Origin of the sequence: Aliivibrio sp. A6 (assembly GCF_028765505.1) — a bacterium.
GTDB classification, from domain to species: domain Bacteria; phylum Pseudomonadota; class Gammaproteobacteria; order Enterobacterales; family Vibrionaceae; genus Aliivibrio; species Aliivibrio finisterrensis_A.
The window spans coordinates 84494-103731 of the sequence record NZ_JARACR010000007.1 but is presented as its reverse complement, the minus strand read 5'-3'; the positions used below and the strand labels follow the sequence as shown (position 1 = coordinate 103731).

16 protein-coding genes and 1 pseudogene are annotated in these 19238 nt (G+C 38.3%); 12 read left to right on the top strand and 5 right to left on the bottom strand.

The features are described 5' to 3' along the window. Positions 1–22 precede the first annotated feature (22 nt). From PVK70_RS06560 to PVK70_RS06525, 9 genes and pseudogenes are all read left to right on the top strand, one after another. Positions 23–1474 (top strand): catalase, encoded by a 1452-nt coding sequence (locus tag PVK70_RS06560; RefSeq protein WP_130047082.1) that lies wholly within the window; start codon positions 23–25, stop codon positions 1472–1474. 151 nt (positions 1475–1625) lie between these two features. After that, positions 1626–1757: pseudogene (locus PVK70_RS19095) on the top strand (rhodanese-related sulfurtransferase); the annotation flags it as partial. A 217-nt stretch (positions 1758–1974) separates the two neighbouring features. Continuing rightward, on the top strand, positions 1975–3162 hold the full coding sequence (locus PVK70_RS06555; protein ID WP_130047083.1) for a lytic polysaccharide monooxygenase: 1188 nt from the start codon (positions 1975–1977) through the stop codon (positions 3160–3162). 233 nt (positions 3163–3395) lie between these two features. Then, positions 3396–4934 (top strand): methyl-accepting chemotaxis protein, encoded by a 1539-nt coding sequence (locus PVK70_RS06550; protein WP_130047084.1) that lies wholly within the window; start codon positions 3396–3398, stop codon positions 4932–4934. Between the two features lie 191 nt (positions 4935–5125). After that, the gene (locus PVK70_RS06545) at positions 5126–6739 is read left to right on the top strand and encodes an ABC-F family ATPase (protein WP_130045999.1); all 1614 of its coding nucleotides are present in this window, start codon (positions 5126–5128) and stop codon (positions 6737–6739) included. Positions 6740–6894: 155 nt separating this feature from the next. Next, positions 6895–7527, top strand: coding sequence for a 3'-5' exonuclease (locus PVK70_RS06540; RefSeq protein WP_422836538.1), 633 nt, complete (start codon positions 6895–6897; stop codon positions 7525–7527). A gap of 414 nt (positions 7528–7941) precedes the next feature. Next, on the top strand, positions 7942–9003 hold the full coding sequence (gene rsgA, locus PVK70_RS06535) for a ribosome small subunit-dependent GTPase A (protein WP_130047086.1): 1062 nt from the start codon (positions 7942–7944) through the stop codon (positions 9001–9003). 149 nt (positions 9004–9152) lie between these two features. Continuing rightward, entirely contained in the window at positions 9153–9599 is a 447-nt protein-coding gene (gene soxR, locus PVK70_RS06530; protein ID WP_130047087.1) for a redox-sensitive transcriptional activator SoxR, read from the top strand. Between the two features lie 120 nt (positions 9600–9719). Beyond that, complete coding sequence (locus PVK70_RS06525; protein ID WP_072055435.1) at positions 9720–9971, top strand: hypothetical protein; 252 nt, start codon at positions 9720–9722, stop codon at positions 9969–9971. Between the two features lie 151 nt (positions 9972–10122). Here the strand turns inward: PVK70_RS06525 and PVK70_RS06520 are convergent, their stop codons facing one another. Further along, entirely contained in the window at positions 10123–10371 is a 249-nt protein-coding gene (locus PVK70_RS06520) for a D-fructose-6-phosphate amidotransferase (protein ID WP_130047088.1), read from the bottom strand. A gap of 440 nt (positions 10372–10811) precedes the next feature. Between PVK70_RS06520 and PVK70_RS06515 the strand changes: the two genes are divergently transcribed. Together PVK70_RS06515 and PVK70_RS06510 are read left to right on the top strand one after the other, a co-directional pair. Then, positions 10812–10997, top strand: a complete 186-nt coding sequence (locus tag PVK70_RS06515; RefSeq protein ID WP_045103419.1) for a hypothetical protein — start codon at positions 10812–10814, stop codon at positions 10995–10997. Positions 10998–11339: 342 nt separating this feature from the next. Further along, entirely contained in the window at positions 11340–12857 is a 1518-nt protein-coding gene (locus PVK70_RS06510) for a peptide MFS transporter (RefSeq protein ID WP_130047089.1), read from the top strand. A 69-nt stretch (positions 12858–12926) separates the two neighbouring features. Here PVK70_RS06510 and PVK70_RS06505 read toward each other — a convergent pair whose 3' ends face one another. Further along, positions 12927–13808 (bottom strand): radical SAM protein, encoded by an 882-nt coding sequence (locus tag PVK70_RS06505; RefSeq protein ID WP_130047090.1) that lies wholly within the window; start codon positions 13806–13808, stop codon positions 12927–12929. An 80-nt stretch (positions 13809–13888) separates the two neighbouring features. Then, on the bottom strand, positions 13889–14701 hold the full coding sequence (locus tag PVK70_RS06500) for an enoyl-CoA hydratase/isomerase family protein (RefSeq protein WP_130047091.1): 813 nt from the start codon (positions 14699–14701) through the stop codon (positions 13889–13891). Positions 14702–14879: 178 nt separating this feature from the next. Here PVK70_RS06500 and PVK70_RS06495 point away from each other — a divergent pair, with 178 nt between their 5' ends. After that, positions 14880–15830: a LysR family transcriptional regulator gene (locus PVK70_RS06495; RefSeq protein ID WP_130047092.1), complete on the top strand. Its 951-nt coding sequence runs from the start codon at positions 14880–14882 to the stop codon at positions 15828–15830. Between the two features lie 161 nt (positions 15831–15991). On the opposite strand, the gene PVK70_RS06490 is transcribed toward PVK70_RS06495, so the two are convergent. Both PVK70_RS06490 and PVK70_RS06485 read right to left on the bottom strand, forming a co-directional pair. Next, the gene (locus PVK70_RS06490; RefSeq protein ID WP_130066348.1) at positions 15992–17851 is read right to left on the bottom strand and encodes a methyl-accepting chemotaxis protein; all 1860 of its coding nucleotides are present in this window, start codon (positions 17849–17851) and stop codon (positions 15992–15994) included. A gap of 425 nt (positions 17852–18276) precedes the next feature. After that, the gene (locus PVK70_RS06485) at positions 18277–19128 is read right to left on the bottom strand and encodes a DMT family transporter (RefSeq protein WP_130046807.1); all 852 of its coding nucleotides are present in this window, start codon (positions 19126–19128) and stop codon (positions 18277–18279) included. Positions 19129–19238: the final 110 nt, after the last annotated feature.

The window sequence follows — 19238 nt, the reverse complement described above, 5'->3', positions numbered from 1 at the left end:
TTGCACTAAAGGATTAATAAACATGACTAAAAAGCTAACCACAGCGGCAGGTTGTCCTGTTGCACATAACCAAAATGTTCAAACTGCGGGTAAACGTGGTCCTCAACTTCTGCAAGATGTTTGGTTTTTAGAAAAACTGGCGCATTTTGATCGTGAAGTGATCCCTGAGCGTCGTATGCACGCAAAAGGGTCTGGTGCTTACGGTACATTTACGGTTACTCATGACATCACAAAGTACACAAAAGCAAAATTGTTCTCTGAAATTGGTAAACAAACTGAGCTATTTGCACGTTTTACTACCGTAGCTGGTGAGCGTGGCGCAGCAGATGCAGAGCGTGATATCCGTGGTTTTGCGCTAAAATTCTACACAGAAGAAGGTAACTGGGATTTAGTGGGTAACAACACACCTGTATTCTTCTTACGTGATCCTCTAAAATTCCCTGATTTAAACCACGCGGTTAAACGTGATCCTCGCACAAATATGCGAAGCGCGAAAAATAACTGGGATTTCTGGACATCATTACCTGAAGCGCTTCACCAAGTAACTATTGTGATGAGTGATCGTGGTATTCCTGCTACTTACCGTCATATGCATGGTTTTGGTAGCCACACGTTTAGCTTTATCAATAGTGATAACGAGCGTTACTGGGTGAAATTCCACTTTGTATCTCAGCAAGGCATTAAAAACTTGTCAGATGCTGAAGCGGGTGCAGTGATTGGTAATGATCGTGAAAGTCATCAACGTGATTTGTTAGAAAGCATTGATAACCAAGATTTCCCTAAATGGACATTGAAAGTTCAGATCATGCCAGAAGCAGAAGCGGCGACGGTTTCTTACAACCCATTCGATTTAACCAAAGTATGGCCACATAAAGATTACCCATTAATTGAAGTGGGTGAATTTGAGCTAAACCGTAACCCACAAAACTTCTTCGCAGAAGTAGAGCAATCTGCATTTAACCCTGCAAACGTAGTACCGGGTATCAGCTTCTCTCCTGATAAAATGCTGCAAGGTCGTTTATTTGCGTATGGTGATGCACAACGTTACCGTTTAGGTGTAAACCACCAACACATCCCAGTGAACGCACCTCGTTGTCCTGTTCATAGTTATCACCGTGATGGTGCAATGCGTGTTGATGGCAACTTTGGTAGCACATTAGGCTATGAACCAAACAACGAAGGCCAATGGGCAGAGCAACCAGATTTTTCTGAGCCACCACTAAATTTAGATGGCGCAGCAGCACATTGGGATCACCGTGAAGATGAAGATTACTTCTCACAACCGGGCGATCTATTCCGTCTAATGACCGCTGAGAAACAAGCGATCCTGTTTGATAACACTGCGCGTAACTTAAACGGTGTACCAAAAGAAATTCAACTTCGTCATCTAAGACATTGTTATAAAGCCGATCCTGCTTATGGTGAAGGCATCGGTAAATTACTTGATATTGATGTGAGTGAATTTAACTCGTAATTTATTGTATTAAGTAACAATCAATCAAAGCGCTGAGTATTATATTCAGCGCTTTTTTTATGTCTGTTTACATTGTAAATACCAGTGGTTTCACCGGTAATATTATTATTGTTTTCTATTATATTTATATAAATGGTTAGAAAAACCACAAAAGGAGTCTGATGCGTTTGAGAAAGGCGTGAGTTGTCCTAAATGTGTTGATCAACACAGTGATGAGCAAAAGTCTCGTTTTCGTGAGCGTGAAAAGCAAGTACAGTTGGCCAATAAAAGAAGTAAACCGCACTTTATGCAGATGTGAACCATAAAGAATGAACTGGCTCGAAAGAATATAATGCGCTTTCATTCTGCTCATACTGAGATGCAAAGTAGATAACAAATGCGTAAATAAAGCATCGATTTATCCCTGTTCTTATCGCCAATTCATGAATTCTTGCTAGTTTTATAAACAAAAGTGAGGCGTTAACGTCTCGCTTTTATTGTTTATAAACAAGGATGAAATCATGACAAATAAAATAAAAATCAGCTCGCTCAGCATTGCTTTTATTGGTGCACTATCATCAATGGGAGCGCAAGCTCATGGTTGGGTTGAGTACCCTAGTGCAAGGCAAAACACCTGTTATTTAGATGGTGGTTTTTGGGATAACACCATTCCAAATCAGGCATGTCAGGCAGCGTATGATGAATCAGGTGCGTTTCCTTTTGTTCAACGTAATGAGGTTGCTGCCAATGTACCAAACTATAAAGACATGGCACATGTTCAAGCCATTGTTCGTGATGGTAACTTATGTTCAGCAGGCGATAATGCAAAAGCAGGTCTAAACGTAGGTTCTTCTCATTGGCAAAAAACGGCGATTACCTTAGATGAAAATAACCAGATTGAACTTATCTTTAATGCCACTGCACCTCATAACCCTTCTTACTGGCAATTCTATTTATCTAATTCTAATTACGATCCAACCGTTCCATTAACGTGGGGTGACTTAGATCTAATTGATACTGCAGGCAATGTGCCTGTAGGCGAAGATAAGAAATACCGTATTAATATTACTCTTCCTGCGGATAGAGCTGATTCGGCCGTCCTTTATACTCGCTGGCAGCGTGAAGATGCCGCTGGTGAAGGCTTTTATAACTGCAGCGATATTTCATTTGACGGAACGGGAACAACACCTCCAGGACCGACAGATCCAGTCGACCCACCGGCATCATATTCTGACTTAGGTTATTACATTAGCCAAGGATTTGGGCCTGTAGAATCAGGCGATACGGTTCGATTTAGAACGTTTGATACGACAGGTGCAGAAACAACAGACATCAGTTTAGCCATTACTGTGAACAATACGGCGACATGGTCTGCGGAACTGGCAGGACAATTTAACCAATTGAAAAATAAAGAATGGTTTATTGGTATTTGGCATCAAGAAATGAATCATTATATGTACGATACCAATAATATTTACGCAAACCGAGTTTTTGCACCAAGTGCAGATCTTAGTTATCAACTTTCTTTAATTAAAGCGGATACAACACCACCGGTAGAGCCGCCAGTTGAGCCATCAAACGCATGGCAAACAGGTTTAATCTATAACACTGGAGATGTTGTTAGCTATAACGATAAAGAATGGACAGCACAGTGGTGGACGAAAGGCGAAGAACCGGGAACGACGGGAGAATGGGGTGTTTGGCGTTAATATAAGGGCATATTAAAACGTGTTATCTTTTAAGCTCTAAAGTTCATTTAGGGCTTAAAGAAATATTCACACGGGCCAATATTATGAAATTAATTATAATGCAATGATCTGAACAGTGATTTGGATAAATACCTTCTTTTCGTCATTAAATATAGTTTTTATTGTGGTAGATAGTGAAATACATCTATGATAAAGGAAATTTCATTAATTTCTTTTTTATATTGTAGGCAAAAATGATTGAAACTTTTTTAAGTGATGACGAGCAACTTGTATCTACTACTGATCTTAAAGGTGTTATTACTTATTGTAATGAAGCGTTCTGTCGTATTGCGGAATACAGTAAGGAAGAACTTGAAGGTAAAAATCATAATATTATTCGTCATGAAGTAATGCCTAAAGCCGCGTTTGCAGATATGTGGAGAAACTTACAACAAGGAAAAGCATGGCGAGGAATAGTAAAAAATAAAGCAAAATCAGGTCGGTTTTATTGGGTAGATGCCTATGTTACGCCTATTTATGAACATGATACTGTAATTGGTTATCAGTCTGTGCGTGTGAAACCTAAACGTGAATGGGTTGTTATTGCTGAAAAAGCTTACGCGGATCTTTTAAAAGCAGAGAGCAGTGGACAAGGGTGGGCATTTTCAATAAATGATACTTTTCGTTATTTGTTATTACTAGGGGCATTGACCGTTCCCGTTTTATCGACATTATTCAATTTAAATGGAGTGATGGCATTGTTATGCAGCGCTCTTCCTATGTGTGTCGTAATCCTATTTTTTCGCCAAGAACTTATTGATACACCGCGCCAATTAAAAAAATTACATGAGAAATATGACAGTGTTAGCCGTCTTATTTTTTCTGGTAATAATAAGTTTTCAATTGCTGATTTTCATTTGAAATTATCCTCATCTCGAATTAGAACCGTCTTAGGTAGAATGACAGACTCAGCAAAACCGCTTCAAGAATTAGCTGATAACTTAAGCTCAACGGCAATATTGGTAACGCAGGAATTAGAACAGCAAACAAAAGATATTCATCAGGTTCGTGTAGCAACAGAGCAGGTTAAATCGTCAGCTGATGATGTATCACTTAGTACTAATGAGGCACATGAACTCATTAATATGACGATTAAGTCATGCGGGTTAACAAAAGAGAGTATTACTCAAACGAATGTAAATTTAGAGCAATTAACGATCCAAGCGAAATCTGCTACACAAATGACTGAGCAATTGAGTACACAAGCAAAAGAAGTCAATCAACTTATGGAAGAGATAGGTAGTATTGCTAATCAAACTAATCTTCTTGCGTTAAATGCAGCGATTGAATCAGCAAGATCGGGAGAGCAAGGAAGGGGTTTCGCAGTTGTTGCCGATGAAGTTAGAGCGTTATCTAGTCGTACTTCTAATGCAACAATTCAGATAAAAGAGAGTGTCACTTCCATGCTTTCGATGATTGCATCTTGGCAATTAGAGATTATGTCGAACCGACAGCAAACTGAACTATGCAATAAAATGGGAGAGGTGAGCATGCAACGATTATCTGAAGTTGATTCAATGATGCAATCAATGAATCAATTAATGATGTCAATAGAAAATGTAGCAGACCAACAACGTCAACTGTCTGGTGATGTGAATACTTATATTCAATCTATTGCTTCAACGGCAGAGCAAAATTTAAAGACCACTTATTCGGTAAATAGCACATCTAAGAAGTTAAAAAATCAAGTGAATGAATTTTATCAATTAGCACAGCGTTTTGAAGATAAGTAATATAAGCTAAAGCCTTAATGAGAGTTAAGGCTTTTTTATTGTGTATTAAAACATCATATTCCTCGACATTGTGATCAAGATCTCTGTATAATCCGCGCCTAGATTTTTTCATTCATCATACTTTCGTCCTTCATCTTGTGGCTCTCTATAGCCAAATCATGACTTGTCAGTAAACCCTAGGAATTATTTCGTTGATACAATCAAACAACATCACAATGCAATTTGGCGCAGAGCCTTTATTTGAAAATATTTCAGCAAAATTTGGCAACGGTAACCGTTATGGTTTGATCGGTGCGAACGGCTGCGGAAAATCAACGTTTATGAAGATTCTTAGTGGTGCATTAACTCCTAGTTCTGGCAACGTATCAATGACGCCGGGACAGAAATTAGGTGTATTAAGCCAAGATCAATTTGCGTTTGAACAATACAACGTAATTGATGTTGTGATCATGGGTGATAAAAAACTATGGGAAATCAAACAAGAACGTGACCGCATCTATTCATTGCCAGAAATGAGTGAAGAAGATGGCATGAAAGTAGCCGAGCTTGAAAGTGAATTCGCAGAAATGGACGGTTACAGTGCAGAGAGCCGCGCGGGTGATATCTTAATCCAAGCTGGTATTGATGAAGCGCTTCATTTTGGTTTAATGCAACAAGTGGCCCCAGGTTGGAAACTGCGTGTGTTATTAGCACAGGCTCTGTTCGCAAACCCAGATATCTTGTTACTTGATGAACCAACCAATAACTTGGACATTCATACGATTAACTGGTTAGCAGAAGAGCTAAACAAGCGTAAATGTACCATGATCATTATCTCGCACGACAGACACTTCTTAAACTCTGTATGTACGCACATGGCTGATATCGACTACGGTGAATTACGTATTTACCCAGGTAACTACGAGTATTTCTTAGAAGCATCAAGCTTGATCCGTGAGCAACTATTAGCGGGCAATGCGAAAAAAGAAGCAGAGATCAGTGAATTACAAGACTTCGTAAACCGTTTTGGTGCTAACGCATCGAAAGCAAAACAAGCAAGTTCTCGTGCAAAGAAAATGGACAAAATCACGCTAGATGAAGTGAAATCATCAAGCCGTATGAGCCCATCAATTAACTTTGGCGAAGGTAAAAAACTGCACCGTCAAGCACTAGAGCTTGAAAACCTAGGCCACGGCTTTGATGGTGAAGTTCTGTTTGAAGGCGGTAACTTATTACTAGAAGCGGGCACTCGCTTAGCTGTTATCGGTGAGAATGGTGTAGGTAAAACAACTTTCCTACGTTGCTTAGTTCAAGACTTACAACAAAACGAAGGTATTGTTAAGTGGTCTGAAAATGCGTCTTTTGGTTACTGCCCACAAGACAGCACGGCTGATTTTGACAACGATTTAAGCATCTTTGATTGGATTTCTCAGTGGCGTACCGTTAAGCACGATGACTTGATGGTTCGTGGTATTTTGGGTCGTTTACTGTTTACTGCTGACGACGCAAATAAAAAAGCGAAAAGCTGCTCAGGTGGTGAGAAAAACCGTCTATTGTTTGGCAAGTTAATGATGCAAGACATCAACGTACTTGTTATGGATGAACCAACCAACCACATGGATATGGAAGCGATTGAAGCACTTAACGAAGCATTAAAAGTGTACACAGGTACTTTAATTTTCGTAAGTCACGACCGTGAGTTCGTATCATCACTAGCAACTCATATTATTGATATTAATGAGAAAAAACTAGTGAGTTTCCAAGGTACTTATGACGAGTATTTAGACCACCAAGTTAAAATGCTACAGGTTAATATTGCTAAATAAGCGTATTTTAACTCGGTAGAATTAAACATAGATAAAAACGCGAGACTGGATATCAGCTCGCGTTTTTTGATCGAAGTCTATATGCTTTTGTTCCATTACGATTAATCTCTCTCTTTCACTTCTTATTTATTATTTGGAAATCATTTGTGTCAGTAATTAGCGTTAATAAAACCGCCCCAGCAAATACCGTCGTTGTACTCGATTTCGAAACCACAGGCTTATCACCAAACCAAGGCGATCGTGCAATAGAAATAGGTGCGGTTAAATTAGAAAACGGCGTGGTGGTTGATCGTTTTCAAGGTTTGATGAATCCGGGATTTAGAGTGAGTTCATTCATCGAAAATTACACCGGTATTTCAAATCGAATGTTAGTCGATGCTGCAAGTTGTAATGTAGTCATGGGTGAGTTTGCTGATTTTATTCAAGGCTGTAATTTAGTCGCACATAACGCCTCATTCGATAAGCGTTTTTTAGATGGTGAATTAGAACTAATCCAGCGCAGCTACGATGGTGATTTTGCTTGCTCATTACTGGTATCAAGACGACTTACTCAAGAAGCCTCATCACATAAACTGGGTGATCTGGTAGCGTACCATCAAATTGAAAACGAAGGCATATTTCACCGAGCGTTAGCCGATGCCGAGGTGACCGCCTCACTATGGTTAGTACAGCTAGAAGCATTAGAGCGTGATCATGGCATTATCAACCCAAGCTTTGATTTAATGATGAAAATAGGAAAAACGCCGAAAGGTTCGGTTGTTAATTTCTTAAAAAAGCACGTTCAGTAGAAAGATTAACGTTCTGTTTTAAAAATGACTAAGCCCCATTGAATGAAGGGATTCAATGGGGCTTTTTGTTATATATGACCATATGGTTCATTAATTATTTTTATCGTAATGACAAGGTTAACTTGTTTTACATCAGCGAGGGATAGGACCATATTTTATGGCGTTGAGAATTCGATAGTAAACGCACTGAGGTAAATAGACGTTAAGTCAAATAATTGCTACCAAGGTCTTAAAATGATGAAAATAAGCATTAATAGAAAAAGTATTATTGCTCTTTTTTAAATGTATGGTGCTACTATTCGTTTCGTTAAAAAGCCACTTAAAACAGCGTTAATTTACAGTTTAAGAGTGTTTACCATTGATGTGTTAACGGTTATCAATGGTAAACAATCTACCATATGTATGGAGCAACAAATGAGTGAGCAAATTCTCACACTATCACAACTAGGCTGGCGTCCTTATTTTCAACAGCAACTGACTCTAGATGACTTAACAGATCTGCAGACAGGTCGAGTTATTGAGCAGCATCGAAGCAGTATTATTGTTTTGAGTGAGCAAGGCCAAGCAAGCTTATTACCACCATCAGGGGATGATCGTGTTTGTGTCGGTGATTGGGTATTGTTTGATGAAAATCTACGAATTCAACGCGTACTAGATAGACAATCTCTGTTTGATCGTAAAGCGCCGGGATCAAAAGTTGCAACGCAATTAATCGCAGCAAACGTAGATAGCGTCATGATCGTGTGTTCGTTAAATAATGACTTTAATCTAAGTCGTATAGAACGTTACCTTGCTATTGCGAAAGAAGCCGAAGTAGAGCCAGTTGTGGTACTAACTAAAGCAGACTTATGTGATGATGCAGATGACAAGCAAGATCAAGTTCAAAAACTGAATCGAATGATGAGTGTTTACAGTGTAAATGCACTTGATTCGAATGATTTAGTTGCTCTACATAGCTACTGTAAAAATGGACAGACTATCGCTTTCCTTGGTTCATCTGGTGTTGGTAAATCAACATTGGTAAATGGTTTACTTGGCTTTGAAGCTCAAGAGACTGGCGATATACGTGAAGATGACAGTAAAGGCCGTCATACAACAACGTATCGAGCGCTTAAGCTAATGCCGCAAGGTGGTCTATTAATGGACACTCCTGGAATGCGTGAGCTTCAGTTAAGTGATTGCGAACAAGGCGTAAGTGCAACCTTTAGTGAGATAACTGATCTTGCTTATAACTGTCGCTTTGGTGATTGTACTCATACCTCTGAACCAGGTTGCGCAGTGCTAAAAGCGGTTGAATCAGGTGTTCTTGAAGAACGTCGCTTAGTCAGTTATCAAAAGTTGATGCGTGAACAAGCGATTAATGGCGCAAGTTTAGCTGAGCAGCGTGCAAAAGATAAAGCGTTTGGAAAAATGGTGCATGGCGCTATTGCTGATGCTCGTTCTCGTAAAAAAGGTTATGAGTCAGCAGCCTATTAATACGGTATTGTAAATAATAAATACATGAATACCCCCCGCCTTTGATTAGAAGCAGCTCTTACTTTTTAGTAAGGGCTGTTTTTTTATCTGTAACAGCATGTATAAAGGTAAAGTTAACTTAATCTTTATACAGAGTCAGGGAGTGACAAATGCTGAATGAAAAAACACTACTAACCATTGGTTCACTGTCTGAGCGAAGTGGAGTCGCACACTCTGCCTTGCGTTTTTATGAGACTAAAGGCCTTATAGCCTCAATTCGGACCTCAGGTAATCAACGTCGTTATCACCCCTCAATGCTTCGTCGAATTGCGCTTATTCAGGTTGCTCAACTTGTAGGCTTTACATTGGAAGAAATAGCTAAAGAGCTTGAAGACTTACCGATGAAAAAAACAGCCACAATCCAGGATTGGGAGAAAGTTGCCAGTAAGTGGCAAAAAGATCTCGATGCTAAGTTATATCAAATACAGTCCTTAAAAGAAAACTTAACGGGTTGTATTGGTTGTGGGTGCTTAAGTATGGAAAAGTGTCAGTTATTGAATCCTGATGACATTTTGCACGAAGAAGGCAGCGGAGCTCAGCGAATTTTATCGGAATAAAGTGGAGTCAGAGCGATAAAGATAGAAAGAGTCGATATTCATTATGGCAATTATTGCCTTGATAAGATAAAAACCGTACCATTCTGTGATTACCGATTAAGTCTACAAGAGAATACCAATATGAACCAAGAAGCAAGCATGATCACAAACCTAGAAGATCTAGAAACGTTTTTAATCTCTGTTGAAAATGGTGGTTTTGGTTTAACAAACGTTGCAGGCATTGCAATGGCAACAAACAATAAAGATGGCCGTCGCTTTGTTGCGGTACTGGATGATAAGCATCAATTACTACTGTCTCGTTGGGTAACAGAAGAAGTATTCCAAACAGGACAAGATTTAGTGCGTAATGGCCCAAGCCGCACCACGCATTAATTCAATTGTATTAGAGCTATTGTTTCTAATTAGGTTTAAAAGTAATTAGAAACAATAGAGATAAGTATCATGCAAATGAAAAAAGTAAATGTTACATCCTCCACAATCCATTCTTTGTCATCCCAACCAAGCATTTTAATTTTTCTTCCCATTATTCCGTGATCATTTGTGGTGTTGTTACATCCATTTGTTTGATGTACTTAGTGATAAAATAGGGTGGGATGAAAAATACCAGAAAATAAAAGGATTGATGAAAGAAGGTCGATGCGATTTCTTTCTCATGGTTTAGGTAGGCAAACAAAGCCAGCACATCCAAAAGAATATAAAGAGTGCTCAAAACAATGGAAATGAGTAAAACTAAACCGAGAATATCTCTACGGTAAACGGTTGGTATCGTCATTTTTATTCCCTCAAAAAATGTAATGTCGATCCAACTTACGCCTAATTCCTAGGTTGTTTTTTGAGCTACATCAAAGTTTAGTTTCTAGGTGTGGAAAGTAAGATTTACTATTTGATAATTAAAGAAAAGCCAAGGCAGCTTCTTCACTTTTTTATCTAATAAAGTATGGTTTTTTATTTTTTAATTCTGGCCGTAATAAAATCAACCGCCGCTTTTACTTTTGGGGTTGAGTAAGCCAATTTTTTATAGCTATATAAACGTAAAGATAGAAGAGCAAGTGAGATTCAATACAATTAACAAACAATGAATTAACAACTTGTTGTGGTTTAGTTTTCACTATGATTACAAACGAAAAAACATTACTATTTATAAGGCAAAAGTCTGGTTTCATAAAATGGAAGTGGTAGCATGATCTGGTATGTTATTTAAGGAATAGAAAAATGGTTACGACCACTCCAACGCGTTTTAAGGTGAAAGTGAACACTCATAAAGGAAGTTCTTATTGGACACTTAGCGGTTCCACAACCATTTTTGAAGATGCGGTTGTATTTACGATGGAATCCATGCCTGACTTCTTCAGGCAATCTCTTAATCAGGATTCTATTGAATTACTGCCTGTTGAGTAAAAACAAGAAATACAGCGTTGTAAACGCAAAGGACAATCATACATTTAATGGTTGTCTTTTTTTTGATAAAAGTTTGAATATAAAAATCTAAATGGAATTTTATTATTAGTTAATAAAACCATTAAATTAAGCAAATTTAATTAGAATATCTTTAATTAATACTATGATTAGTTATAAATAAATAGAATCAAGAGCGAGTTCTCATTCTACAAAAGAGAATCAATTGACACTTAAGTTTGAGACTTACGTATCAAATGGTGAAGTGAGCAGATGATATAAAGACCAAAATACACTTACAAAAAGTAGGTGTTAATAATGTCATTATGATTCTGGAGTAGTAGTATGCAAGACAATAATGCGCGATTTCCCACGATAGCTAAAATTCTCATTCTTAGACAATTTTTATGGGGTGCTGCCTTTTATGGTGCCTTTGTTCTCTTAACTAAATTCTTCCTTAATGATCTTAATTACAGTGAAGCCGACACTATCATGATGATGGGAGCGTTTGGTGCAGTTGGGCCTGTATTTTCAGCGGTTGGTGGTTTTTTAGCAGATAAATTTATTGGTGCGTTTCGTGCGGTTTATATTGGTTATGCAACCTATTTAGCGGGTTTTTTACTGCTAGGGGTGGGAGCAAGTCAATTGAATATTCCAATGAGTATTTTAGCCATCGCTTTAATTGGCTTTGCTCGAGGTTTATCGGCAACTTGTCCAACAGTATTGTTTGGTAACTCTTATTCAGAGACGAACCGCGAGGCTTTCCAGCAAGGTCTTACGGTTAACTATTCAATTAATAACCTTGGTTCTTTTTCTGCTAAATACCTTTTTCCTTTTTTAATCACTTATCTAGCATATCAAGGTGTTTTCTTCGTATCAGCTATCTTAATGGCACTGAATTTATTGATGTTTTATAAGTATCGTAAAGAGCTAGTGAGTGTGGGTAATGATCTCGATAAAGCGCCATTGTCACTGAAAACGTGGATAATGTTTTTTGCTGGCTCTGCGGCTATGCTAGGTCTAATCTTTTGGATTTTCTCGAATCTTGATACAGGAAAATACATTCTTTATACCTTAGGTTTTGGCGCTATTGGTTATTTTATTTATGAGATAACAAAAGCAACGCGCGCATTCCAATATAAAATGGTCGCAGTGCTGATCACCGTTTGTATCTTAATCGTGTTCTATTTCTTTTATGGTCAAATGTTTACCTCGATGAACATGTACGCCATTAATTTAATGGATGATACCTTACTTGGCTTTATTCCAATTCACCCTGAGTCGAACATGGCGTTCAACCCGTTATGGTGTTTTGTGCTTGGTGGACCAATGATCCAACTTTACGCATGGTTAGATCGTAAAGGCTACTCACCAACCATCCCAACCAAAATTGCAGGGGCATTTATGCTTACAACTATTGCGTTTGGTTTATTGGGGTTCTCGGCAGGTACGATGGGTGAAAATGGTAAAATTTCAGCGGATTGGATTTTATTTGTTCACTTTTTCCAATCAGGCGCGGAGCTTATCGTTGGAGCACTAGGCGCTGGGTTTATTTTTGAAATGGTGCCTCGTTACTTAGCGGCGTTCTCGATTGGATTACGTGCTGTGGCTATCTCATTAAGTGGTATTTTAGCGGCGGTAATAGCAACTAAAATCGCGTTGCCTAAAGATATCGTATTTACACCAGAAGTGGTTGAGACGGTATATACCAGTTACTTTTATATGCTAGCGCAAGTGGCGGCGTTCATGGCGGTTCTGACGTTAGGGTTATCTAAAGTGATTCAGAAATTAATTGCTCGTGGAGAAGCGTTAGAAGCAGAAGAGAAAGTTGAGGCGACAATGAAGCCAGAAGTTCAGAGCTAGAACCTCATTAAGAATCCAGCTTAAGATAGAAATAATAAAAGGGCGAATACCGCCCTTTTTATATGTCAGCTAAAACCGACCAACATAAGCTTTACCAATTAAGTTATTATCTTTTTTAGATAAATGGTGATTAATGTGCGAGATCGTGTCTGCTTTCACCTCACTTAATTTACCTTTTATTGGTAATAAGTTTGAGCCATGCGTACTATCAATCAATAGCTCATCATTGGTTAAGGTTTCTAATAGTTGTTTGATCTCCTCAAGTACCTCATAAGGGTCGAGCAGTTTAAAATCGCCCTTAGTGACTTGTCTAAACAGTGCCGTTCCTTCCATTGGAACCGTGGTTAATAAACCCAATAAATATGGATTCATTTGGTTAATTAATTGCGCGGTTTCTAACGCATGACGTTTAGATAGTTCAGGACTACCACCAAGGCCAATCATCACCATTGCAACCAGTTTAATGCCAGCTTCTACAATATTTTGACCTGCTGCGAGCATTTCTGCCGAGTTAACCCCTTTACGAACCGCTTTTAAAACCTCATCAGAGCCCGATTCAACGCCAAGGTAAGTCATGCTTAACCCAGCTTTTTTCAGTTGTTTGAATTCATCTAATGTTTTATCAAGCGTGCTTTGTGGCCCTGCGTAGGTACTTACATGTGTCAACTTTGGAAAAGCCGAATAAAGTTCAGATAAAATCTCTAACAGCATCTCTGTTGGTAATGAAATCGCATCACCATCACTTAAGAATACTTTTTCGACTTTATTTCCGAATGCCGCTTTCGCCATACGGATATCTTCTTTTAAGTCCTCAATAGGACGAACTCTATAACGAACATCTTTGTACATTGAGCAATAGGTACATTTATTGTAAGAACAACCAATCGTACATTGCAAAATATAAGCGTCAGCCTCTGGCGGCGGACGATAAATATCACCTTCGTATCTCATGAGTTACCTTCACAGTATTATTTTAGTGGTCAACTACAATTAGCCGCCAATACGACGGCTAATAATGGAGTGATTTAATTTTATTTAGACAGTTCAGCCGCCGTATCAACAAAAATACCTTGAATGTCTTTTGCTTCACGCTCTGTTTGTCCGCCATGTTTTAAAAATGCAGAGATAATAGCGGCTGTTTTTTGCTCTTTAGCACGCTCTAAAAAGTAACGTAACTCTAACTCTGCACCCGAGTCTTCATCTTTAATTGATGTTGCAATGATCTCTTTGTACATCACAATATCACGCACTTCTAATGTACTAATCACACCTAAAGTCATCGCTAAAAAGTTATCCATTTCTGCTTTAGGTACAAATTGAGTAATGATATTTAAGTTCTCAGCTTGTTGTGCTGTGAAATCGTTACCTAATAGAAGAGCTTGTAATGCTTTGTTTTTGCCCATTCTTCTTGCGAACTGAACCGCACCTTGGCCGCCAGTAGGAATATTTACGTGAACTTCTGGTTGAGCAAACGCTGCATCCTCAGTGCCGTAAGCAAGGTCACACGCCATAACAAACTCATTACCGCCCCCACGAGCCACGCCATCAACCAAAGCAACAGACACTTGTTTCATCGCCTTGATGTTCATGATCATGTGGTTGAACTCAATAGACGCTGCTTGACCGCCTTGCGTGCCGTTAATCACGTTCAGATCAAGATGCGCTAAAAAGAAGGTTTCATGCAGTGATTTAAACACCACCACTTTAGTTTCTCGGTCATCTTTTAAAGAAAGTACATATTCATTAATTTCGTTAATTAGATTGATGGTTAATACATTCACTGGTGGATTATTGATAGCTACTGTTGCGATACCATTTTGGTTAGTGATTGATAATGTTTTCATAATGTACTTCCTCTAAATCGCCTATTGGCTAGTTAAATATGGTTACGTTGAAAGGTCATCCTCTCCGTCAGTGAGATAACTATAAGCAATCCATTAGGTGAGAAAAATACCGTTAATGGCATAAGATTGATGCTAATATTGCACCAATGGTGTTTTTATTTATTCTCGTGAGGCTCAAATGGATTTTTCTAATCGCTTACTTTTATTGCTAGAAGTTACTGAACTTGGCTCTTTTACTAATGTTGCCGAGCAAAAGAACCTAGATCGCTCTGTCATATCAAAGCAGATCAGTCGCTTAGAAGAAGAGTTAGGGGTTCGCTTACTTAACCGCACCACGCGCTCGTTATCATTAACAGCAGCAGGTAATGAAATGGTGAGCCAAGCAAAACTGTTACGTGACTTGCTTAACAATACCCACCGTTTAGCGCAGAACTACCATTCAGAGCCAAGAGGGATATTAAAGATCACCAGCTCAATGATGTTTGGCCGTCAGTACGTTCAAGATGCGATCTCTGTTTTTCAGAAGCAATATCCTGATGTGAAATGCGAGCTAAGATTAGAAGACAGAGTGGTTGATATTGTGCAGGAAGGCTTTGATATTGGTTTTCGTATTGGTAGACCAAAGAACTCCAGTTTGATCTCTCGTAAGATTGCCCGAAGTCGTTTGTTAATTGTCGCATCGCCTGATTTCATTCAACAGCATGGGAAAATAGAGACGATTGAAAAATTAGAATCTCTACCCGCGACGATTTATGCGGCTCCCGGTTTATTTATTGATAAATTTACTTACCTTGATGAAAACAAGGTTGAACAGCAATTCCATTTGAATGTCGCGTATAAAGTAAATGATGTTGAAATGGTGGTAAAAAGCGCGGTAGCAGGTAATACGCTTGCTGTAGTCACAGCCCAAATGATTGAAAACGAAATTATTGAAGGCAAGCTTATCCCAATAATGACGCATTTGAACCTTGAAGATTTTGGCACTTTTTATGCTGTGTACCCACACCGAGATGCGCCTATCAAAACTAAGTTATTTATCGATGTTTTAAAATCAATTATTGGAGAGGATTCCCCGGTTTGGGAGAAAAATATACCGAACTTTGAGGTTATGTATTCTAGTAAGAAATAAACGTTTATGCAGAGCTTTAAGAGTAATGAGAAAGGGAAGTAGAGTAACGCTTTGTTATTAAATTTTTTATCACTTATCCATCATAAAGTTGCCTGAGGGATAAAATACCGCTCTCGAATAACCATCGGAGCGGTATATGTTATTTACTCTATTTGTTTTATTTATATTTTAAAGAAACGGATTTCTTCATTTAAGTTATTAACTAATAAAGCCATTTCACGGTTAGCATCAATGGTATTTTGCACACCAGATACATTATCACTTACCATTTTCTTTATTTCGTCAATATTTTGAGTCACTCTTTGGTTCACCACAAACTGTGCCTCTGATGACGTTGCAACAAAGGAATTGATATCAGAAAGTAAAGAGACTTTTGCAGAGATATCCGTGAACGCTTGTTCAATATCTTGTGAAATCACCGATAATTTATCGGTCAACTGTAAGTTGGTACCCATCGCATTCGTTGCTTTTGTTACACCCGCTTGAAGCGTCACAATAATGCGTTGGATATCTGCTGTGGAATCTTGAGTTTTTACCGCAAGTGCTCGAACTTCATCTGCAACCACAGAGAAGCCGCGTCCTTGTTCGCCAGCTCGTGCTGCTTCAATTGCCGCATTTAATGCCAGTAAGTTGGTTTGATCTGAAATATTACCAATTACATCTACAACCGAGCTGATGTTGTCAGATAATGTTTTCAACTCACCAAAGATAGATGCCGATTCTTGTACCGAGCCCGTTACTTGATCCACAATCGTTGATGATTGCTGTAGCGTTGCTAAGCTGCTTGATGAAAGCATTAATGTCGCACTTGTATTCTCTTCTGCTGACTGAGCATTGGTTGCAATTTCATTAGCTGTTGTAGCCATGTCATTGATCTCAATAGAAACTAAATCAATATGATTAAGCTCAGATTCAGAGCACTTAATATTATTTGCTGTGCTTGATGTAATACTTTGTTGGTGTGCAGACAATTGGGCCATAATGTCTGTTGTAGAGGTCATAACGTTCCAAATACGCTGTTGTAATTGGTGTAATGACGCTGAAATTAAATCAATTTCATTGCCCGTTTTTGGAATGTTGATTGCTTGGAAGTTACCATCTGCCATCTGTTTAATGCTATTCACAACCGTATCAATTTGTGACAATTCACGACGAACCACAATAAATTGAGCAGCAGTTAAAACGGTCCCAAGTGCAATCAATACGATAATTAAGGCATTACGGATCATGTCGGCGTTATCAACGGTTTTACCTTGGTTGGTAAAAATGTATCCGACTAAACCGTGGTTCAGCTGCGTTTTAAATAAGCTGTAAGTACTGCCTGCTGGAGAAACCAGTAACGTTGGCTCAGTTGTTACGTCTTTGTAGGTTGGCCTTACTTCAAATAGGTTTTTACCTAACCAATCTTGTGAGCTTTCATCAATAGCAACCACATAACCATCTTGCGTGGTAATAGCAAATTCAACCCCATTTTTTGGCATTAATACATTTAGGTTTGCAACAATAGCTAAAACACCAACAACTTCGCCATTCAATAAAATAGGTGCGCTAACGGTGAAGTCATATTCACCCGTATTGGATTTATAAGGTTGAGCAATATGAGCACTTTTTTTGCCATCAATGATAGCAGTAAACCATTCTCTTTGATCTGTGCGTGCGTTGAATCCTTTGTTCCATCCATTACTTGATGCAGCAAATGCACGACCATCAAGAGTTGTGATGATGATGTCTTTATAAGCAGAATTGGTGGCAACAATATTTTTTAAATCACTCAGAATGTGTTCTTCATCAAACCTTTTGTTTGGGTTGGTGTATACAGAGTAAGATAATGATTTTAAACTATTAATTAATCCTTCTGTGATGGTATTGTAACTGGCTGTGATCACATTCAACGCTAATACATTGGCGTGATCCATATTATCTTTTTTAAAGTCATCCAAAAATGGTTTAGAAATAACTAAAGTAAAAGCAAGCAAAATGCTAATAATAACAAAGAATAGAGCAACAATTTTTTTTATCATGATTTATGTTTATTCCAAATTAAATATAACTACTTAAAAACCGTATTGGTTAGTTCGATTTTTAGCGCGCGGAGCATACCTGCTTTTTATGAACAAAGAAACTAAATTGATATAGAATGGGATAATTATATATTTGAGATCGAAATCACAAAATAAATGCGACAAAAAATTGATAAACACACCATTTTTTGACGCTAAAAGGTGTATTTAGAGAGTATTACGTAGATAACAAGAATATGGATTAATTGATATTATTAACGGACTTATTAAAGGGTACGATATATTATTATTTCAACTGCACTCATTATTATTAGTACTGTGACTGCGTTTATCTTCAGGGTTTGGTTCTTTAATGATGCACGCTTGTGGCAGTACCACCGAATATCGCTGCTGGTCAATTCATCGATAAATTATCAATGAATCACCTACCTGAGCCTTCGTGACAGTTTGATATAAAGCAACAGAGATAAAATAATGGCACCACCACCGAACATTTTTTGTGTTTCTAACACTTCATTCAGTAAGGTAACACTGATCAGTAATGTCCAGATAGGCTCTAAGATCATAATCAGAGAGGCGGTTTCTATCTCTACCGAAAATTGCCCAAGGGTTTGGGCGAGATAACGAATGGCCGTTGCCACAATGGTTGAGATTAAAAACCAAAAAATAGCATGCTCTGTGAGTTCAAATGGCGCATGTGAATTGAATGATGCATATAAACAGCCGCTAATTCCCACAACAAACATTTGAACACAAATAGATAATAACGGTGTGATAGAACTAATAACACGCTTGTTTAATACAAAGTGTAATGACAATAAAAGAGAAGAGAGCATAAACCCAAGTTGGCTTGGTTCCATTTTCCAACCATTTCCTAGGGTTAATAACATCATACCAAAAATAGAAATAGGCAAGGCTAACCAAAAGGCTTTATTGGGTTTTTGACGAAATAAAACCCAGGCAATCAGAGGGGCAATTAGCATGGCTAAACTCATAATAAATGCGCCCTCTGCTAATGACGAAGTGATAGCAACAGCATACACCCAGACTTGCAGAGCAAGCGATAGCACTAAACCAACGCCAGTAAGCGCAACGCCTTGTTTGATGGTTAAGTTGCGAAGTTGTTTATAACAAAAAGGAAGAAGCACCAAACTTGCGAACAGAAATCGTGTGCCAATAAAAATATCACCGGGAATCGTCATGACGACCATTTTTGATGCACCCCAGCCAATAGCGGCAAGAATGGTAGCGATAACCAGATAAAGGATTCCACGCATAGACGTATACTCTGAATATAAAAAGAAGAAAGGCAATATTACGTGATATAAAAAATAACCCCACTTAAATAAGCAGGGTTATATCATTTATTTTTGGTGTTTCAATATTA

Bases quoted from the DNA above. Each gene is read 5' to 3' on its own strand.
- PVK70_RS06525 (WP_072055435.1), top strand. From the start codon at position 9,720: ATGAACCAAGAAGCAAGCATGATCACAAACCTAGAAGATCTAGAAACG.
- PVK70_RS06495 (WP_130047092.1), top strand. From the start codon at position 14,880: ATGGATTTTTCTAATCGCTTACTTTTATTGCTAGAAGTTACTGAACTT.
- PVK70_RS06515 (WP_045103419.1), top strand. From the start codon at position 10,812: ATGGTTACGACCACTCCAACGCGTTTTAAGGTGAAAGTGAACACTCAT.
- PVK70_RS06555 (WP_130047083.1), top strand. From the start codon at position 1,975: ATGACAAATAAAATAAAAATCAGCTCGCTCAGCATTGCTTTTATTGGT.
- PVK70_RS06490 (WP_130066348.1), bottom strand. From the start codon at position 17,851: ATGATAAAAAAAATTGTTGCTCTATTCTTTGTTATTATTAGCATTTTG.
- PVK70_RS06505 (WP_130047090.1), bottom strand. From the start codon at position 13,808: ATGAGATACGAAGGTGATATTTATCGTCCGCCGCCAGAGGCTGACGCT.
- PVK70_RS06560 (WP_130047082.1), top strand. From the start codon at position 23: ATGACTAAAAAGCTAACCACAGCGGCAGGTTGTCCTGTTGCACATAAC.
- PVK70_RS06485 (WP_130046807.1), bottom strand. From the start codon at position 19,128: ATGCGTGGAATCCTTTATCTGGTTATCGCTACCATTCTTGCCGCTATT.
- PVK70_RS06550 (WP_130047084.1), top strand. From the start codon at position 3,396: ATGATTGAAACTTTTTTAAGTGATGACGAGCAACTTGTATCTACTACT.
- rsgA (WP_130047086.1), top strand. From the start codon at position 7,942: ATGAGTGAGCAAATTCTCACACTATCACAACTAGGCTGGCGTCCTTAT.
- soxR (WP_130047087.1), top strand. From the start codon at position 9,153: ATGCTGAATGAAAAAACACTACTAACCATTGGTTCACTGTCTGAGCGA.
- PVK70_RS06500 (WP_130047091.1), bottom strand. From the start codon at position 14,701: ATGAAAACATTATCAATCACTAACCAAAATGGTATCGCAACAGTAGCT.
- PVK70_RS06510 (WP_130047089.1), top strand. From the start codon at position 11,340: ATGCAAGACAATAATGCGCGATTTCCCACGATAGCTAAAATTCTCATT.
- PVK70_RS06520 (WP_130047088.1), bottom strand. From the start codon at position 10,371: ATGACGATACCAACCGTTTACCGTAGAGATATTCTCGGTTTAGTTTTA.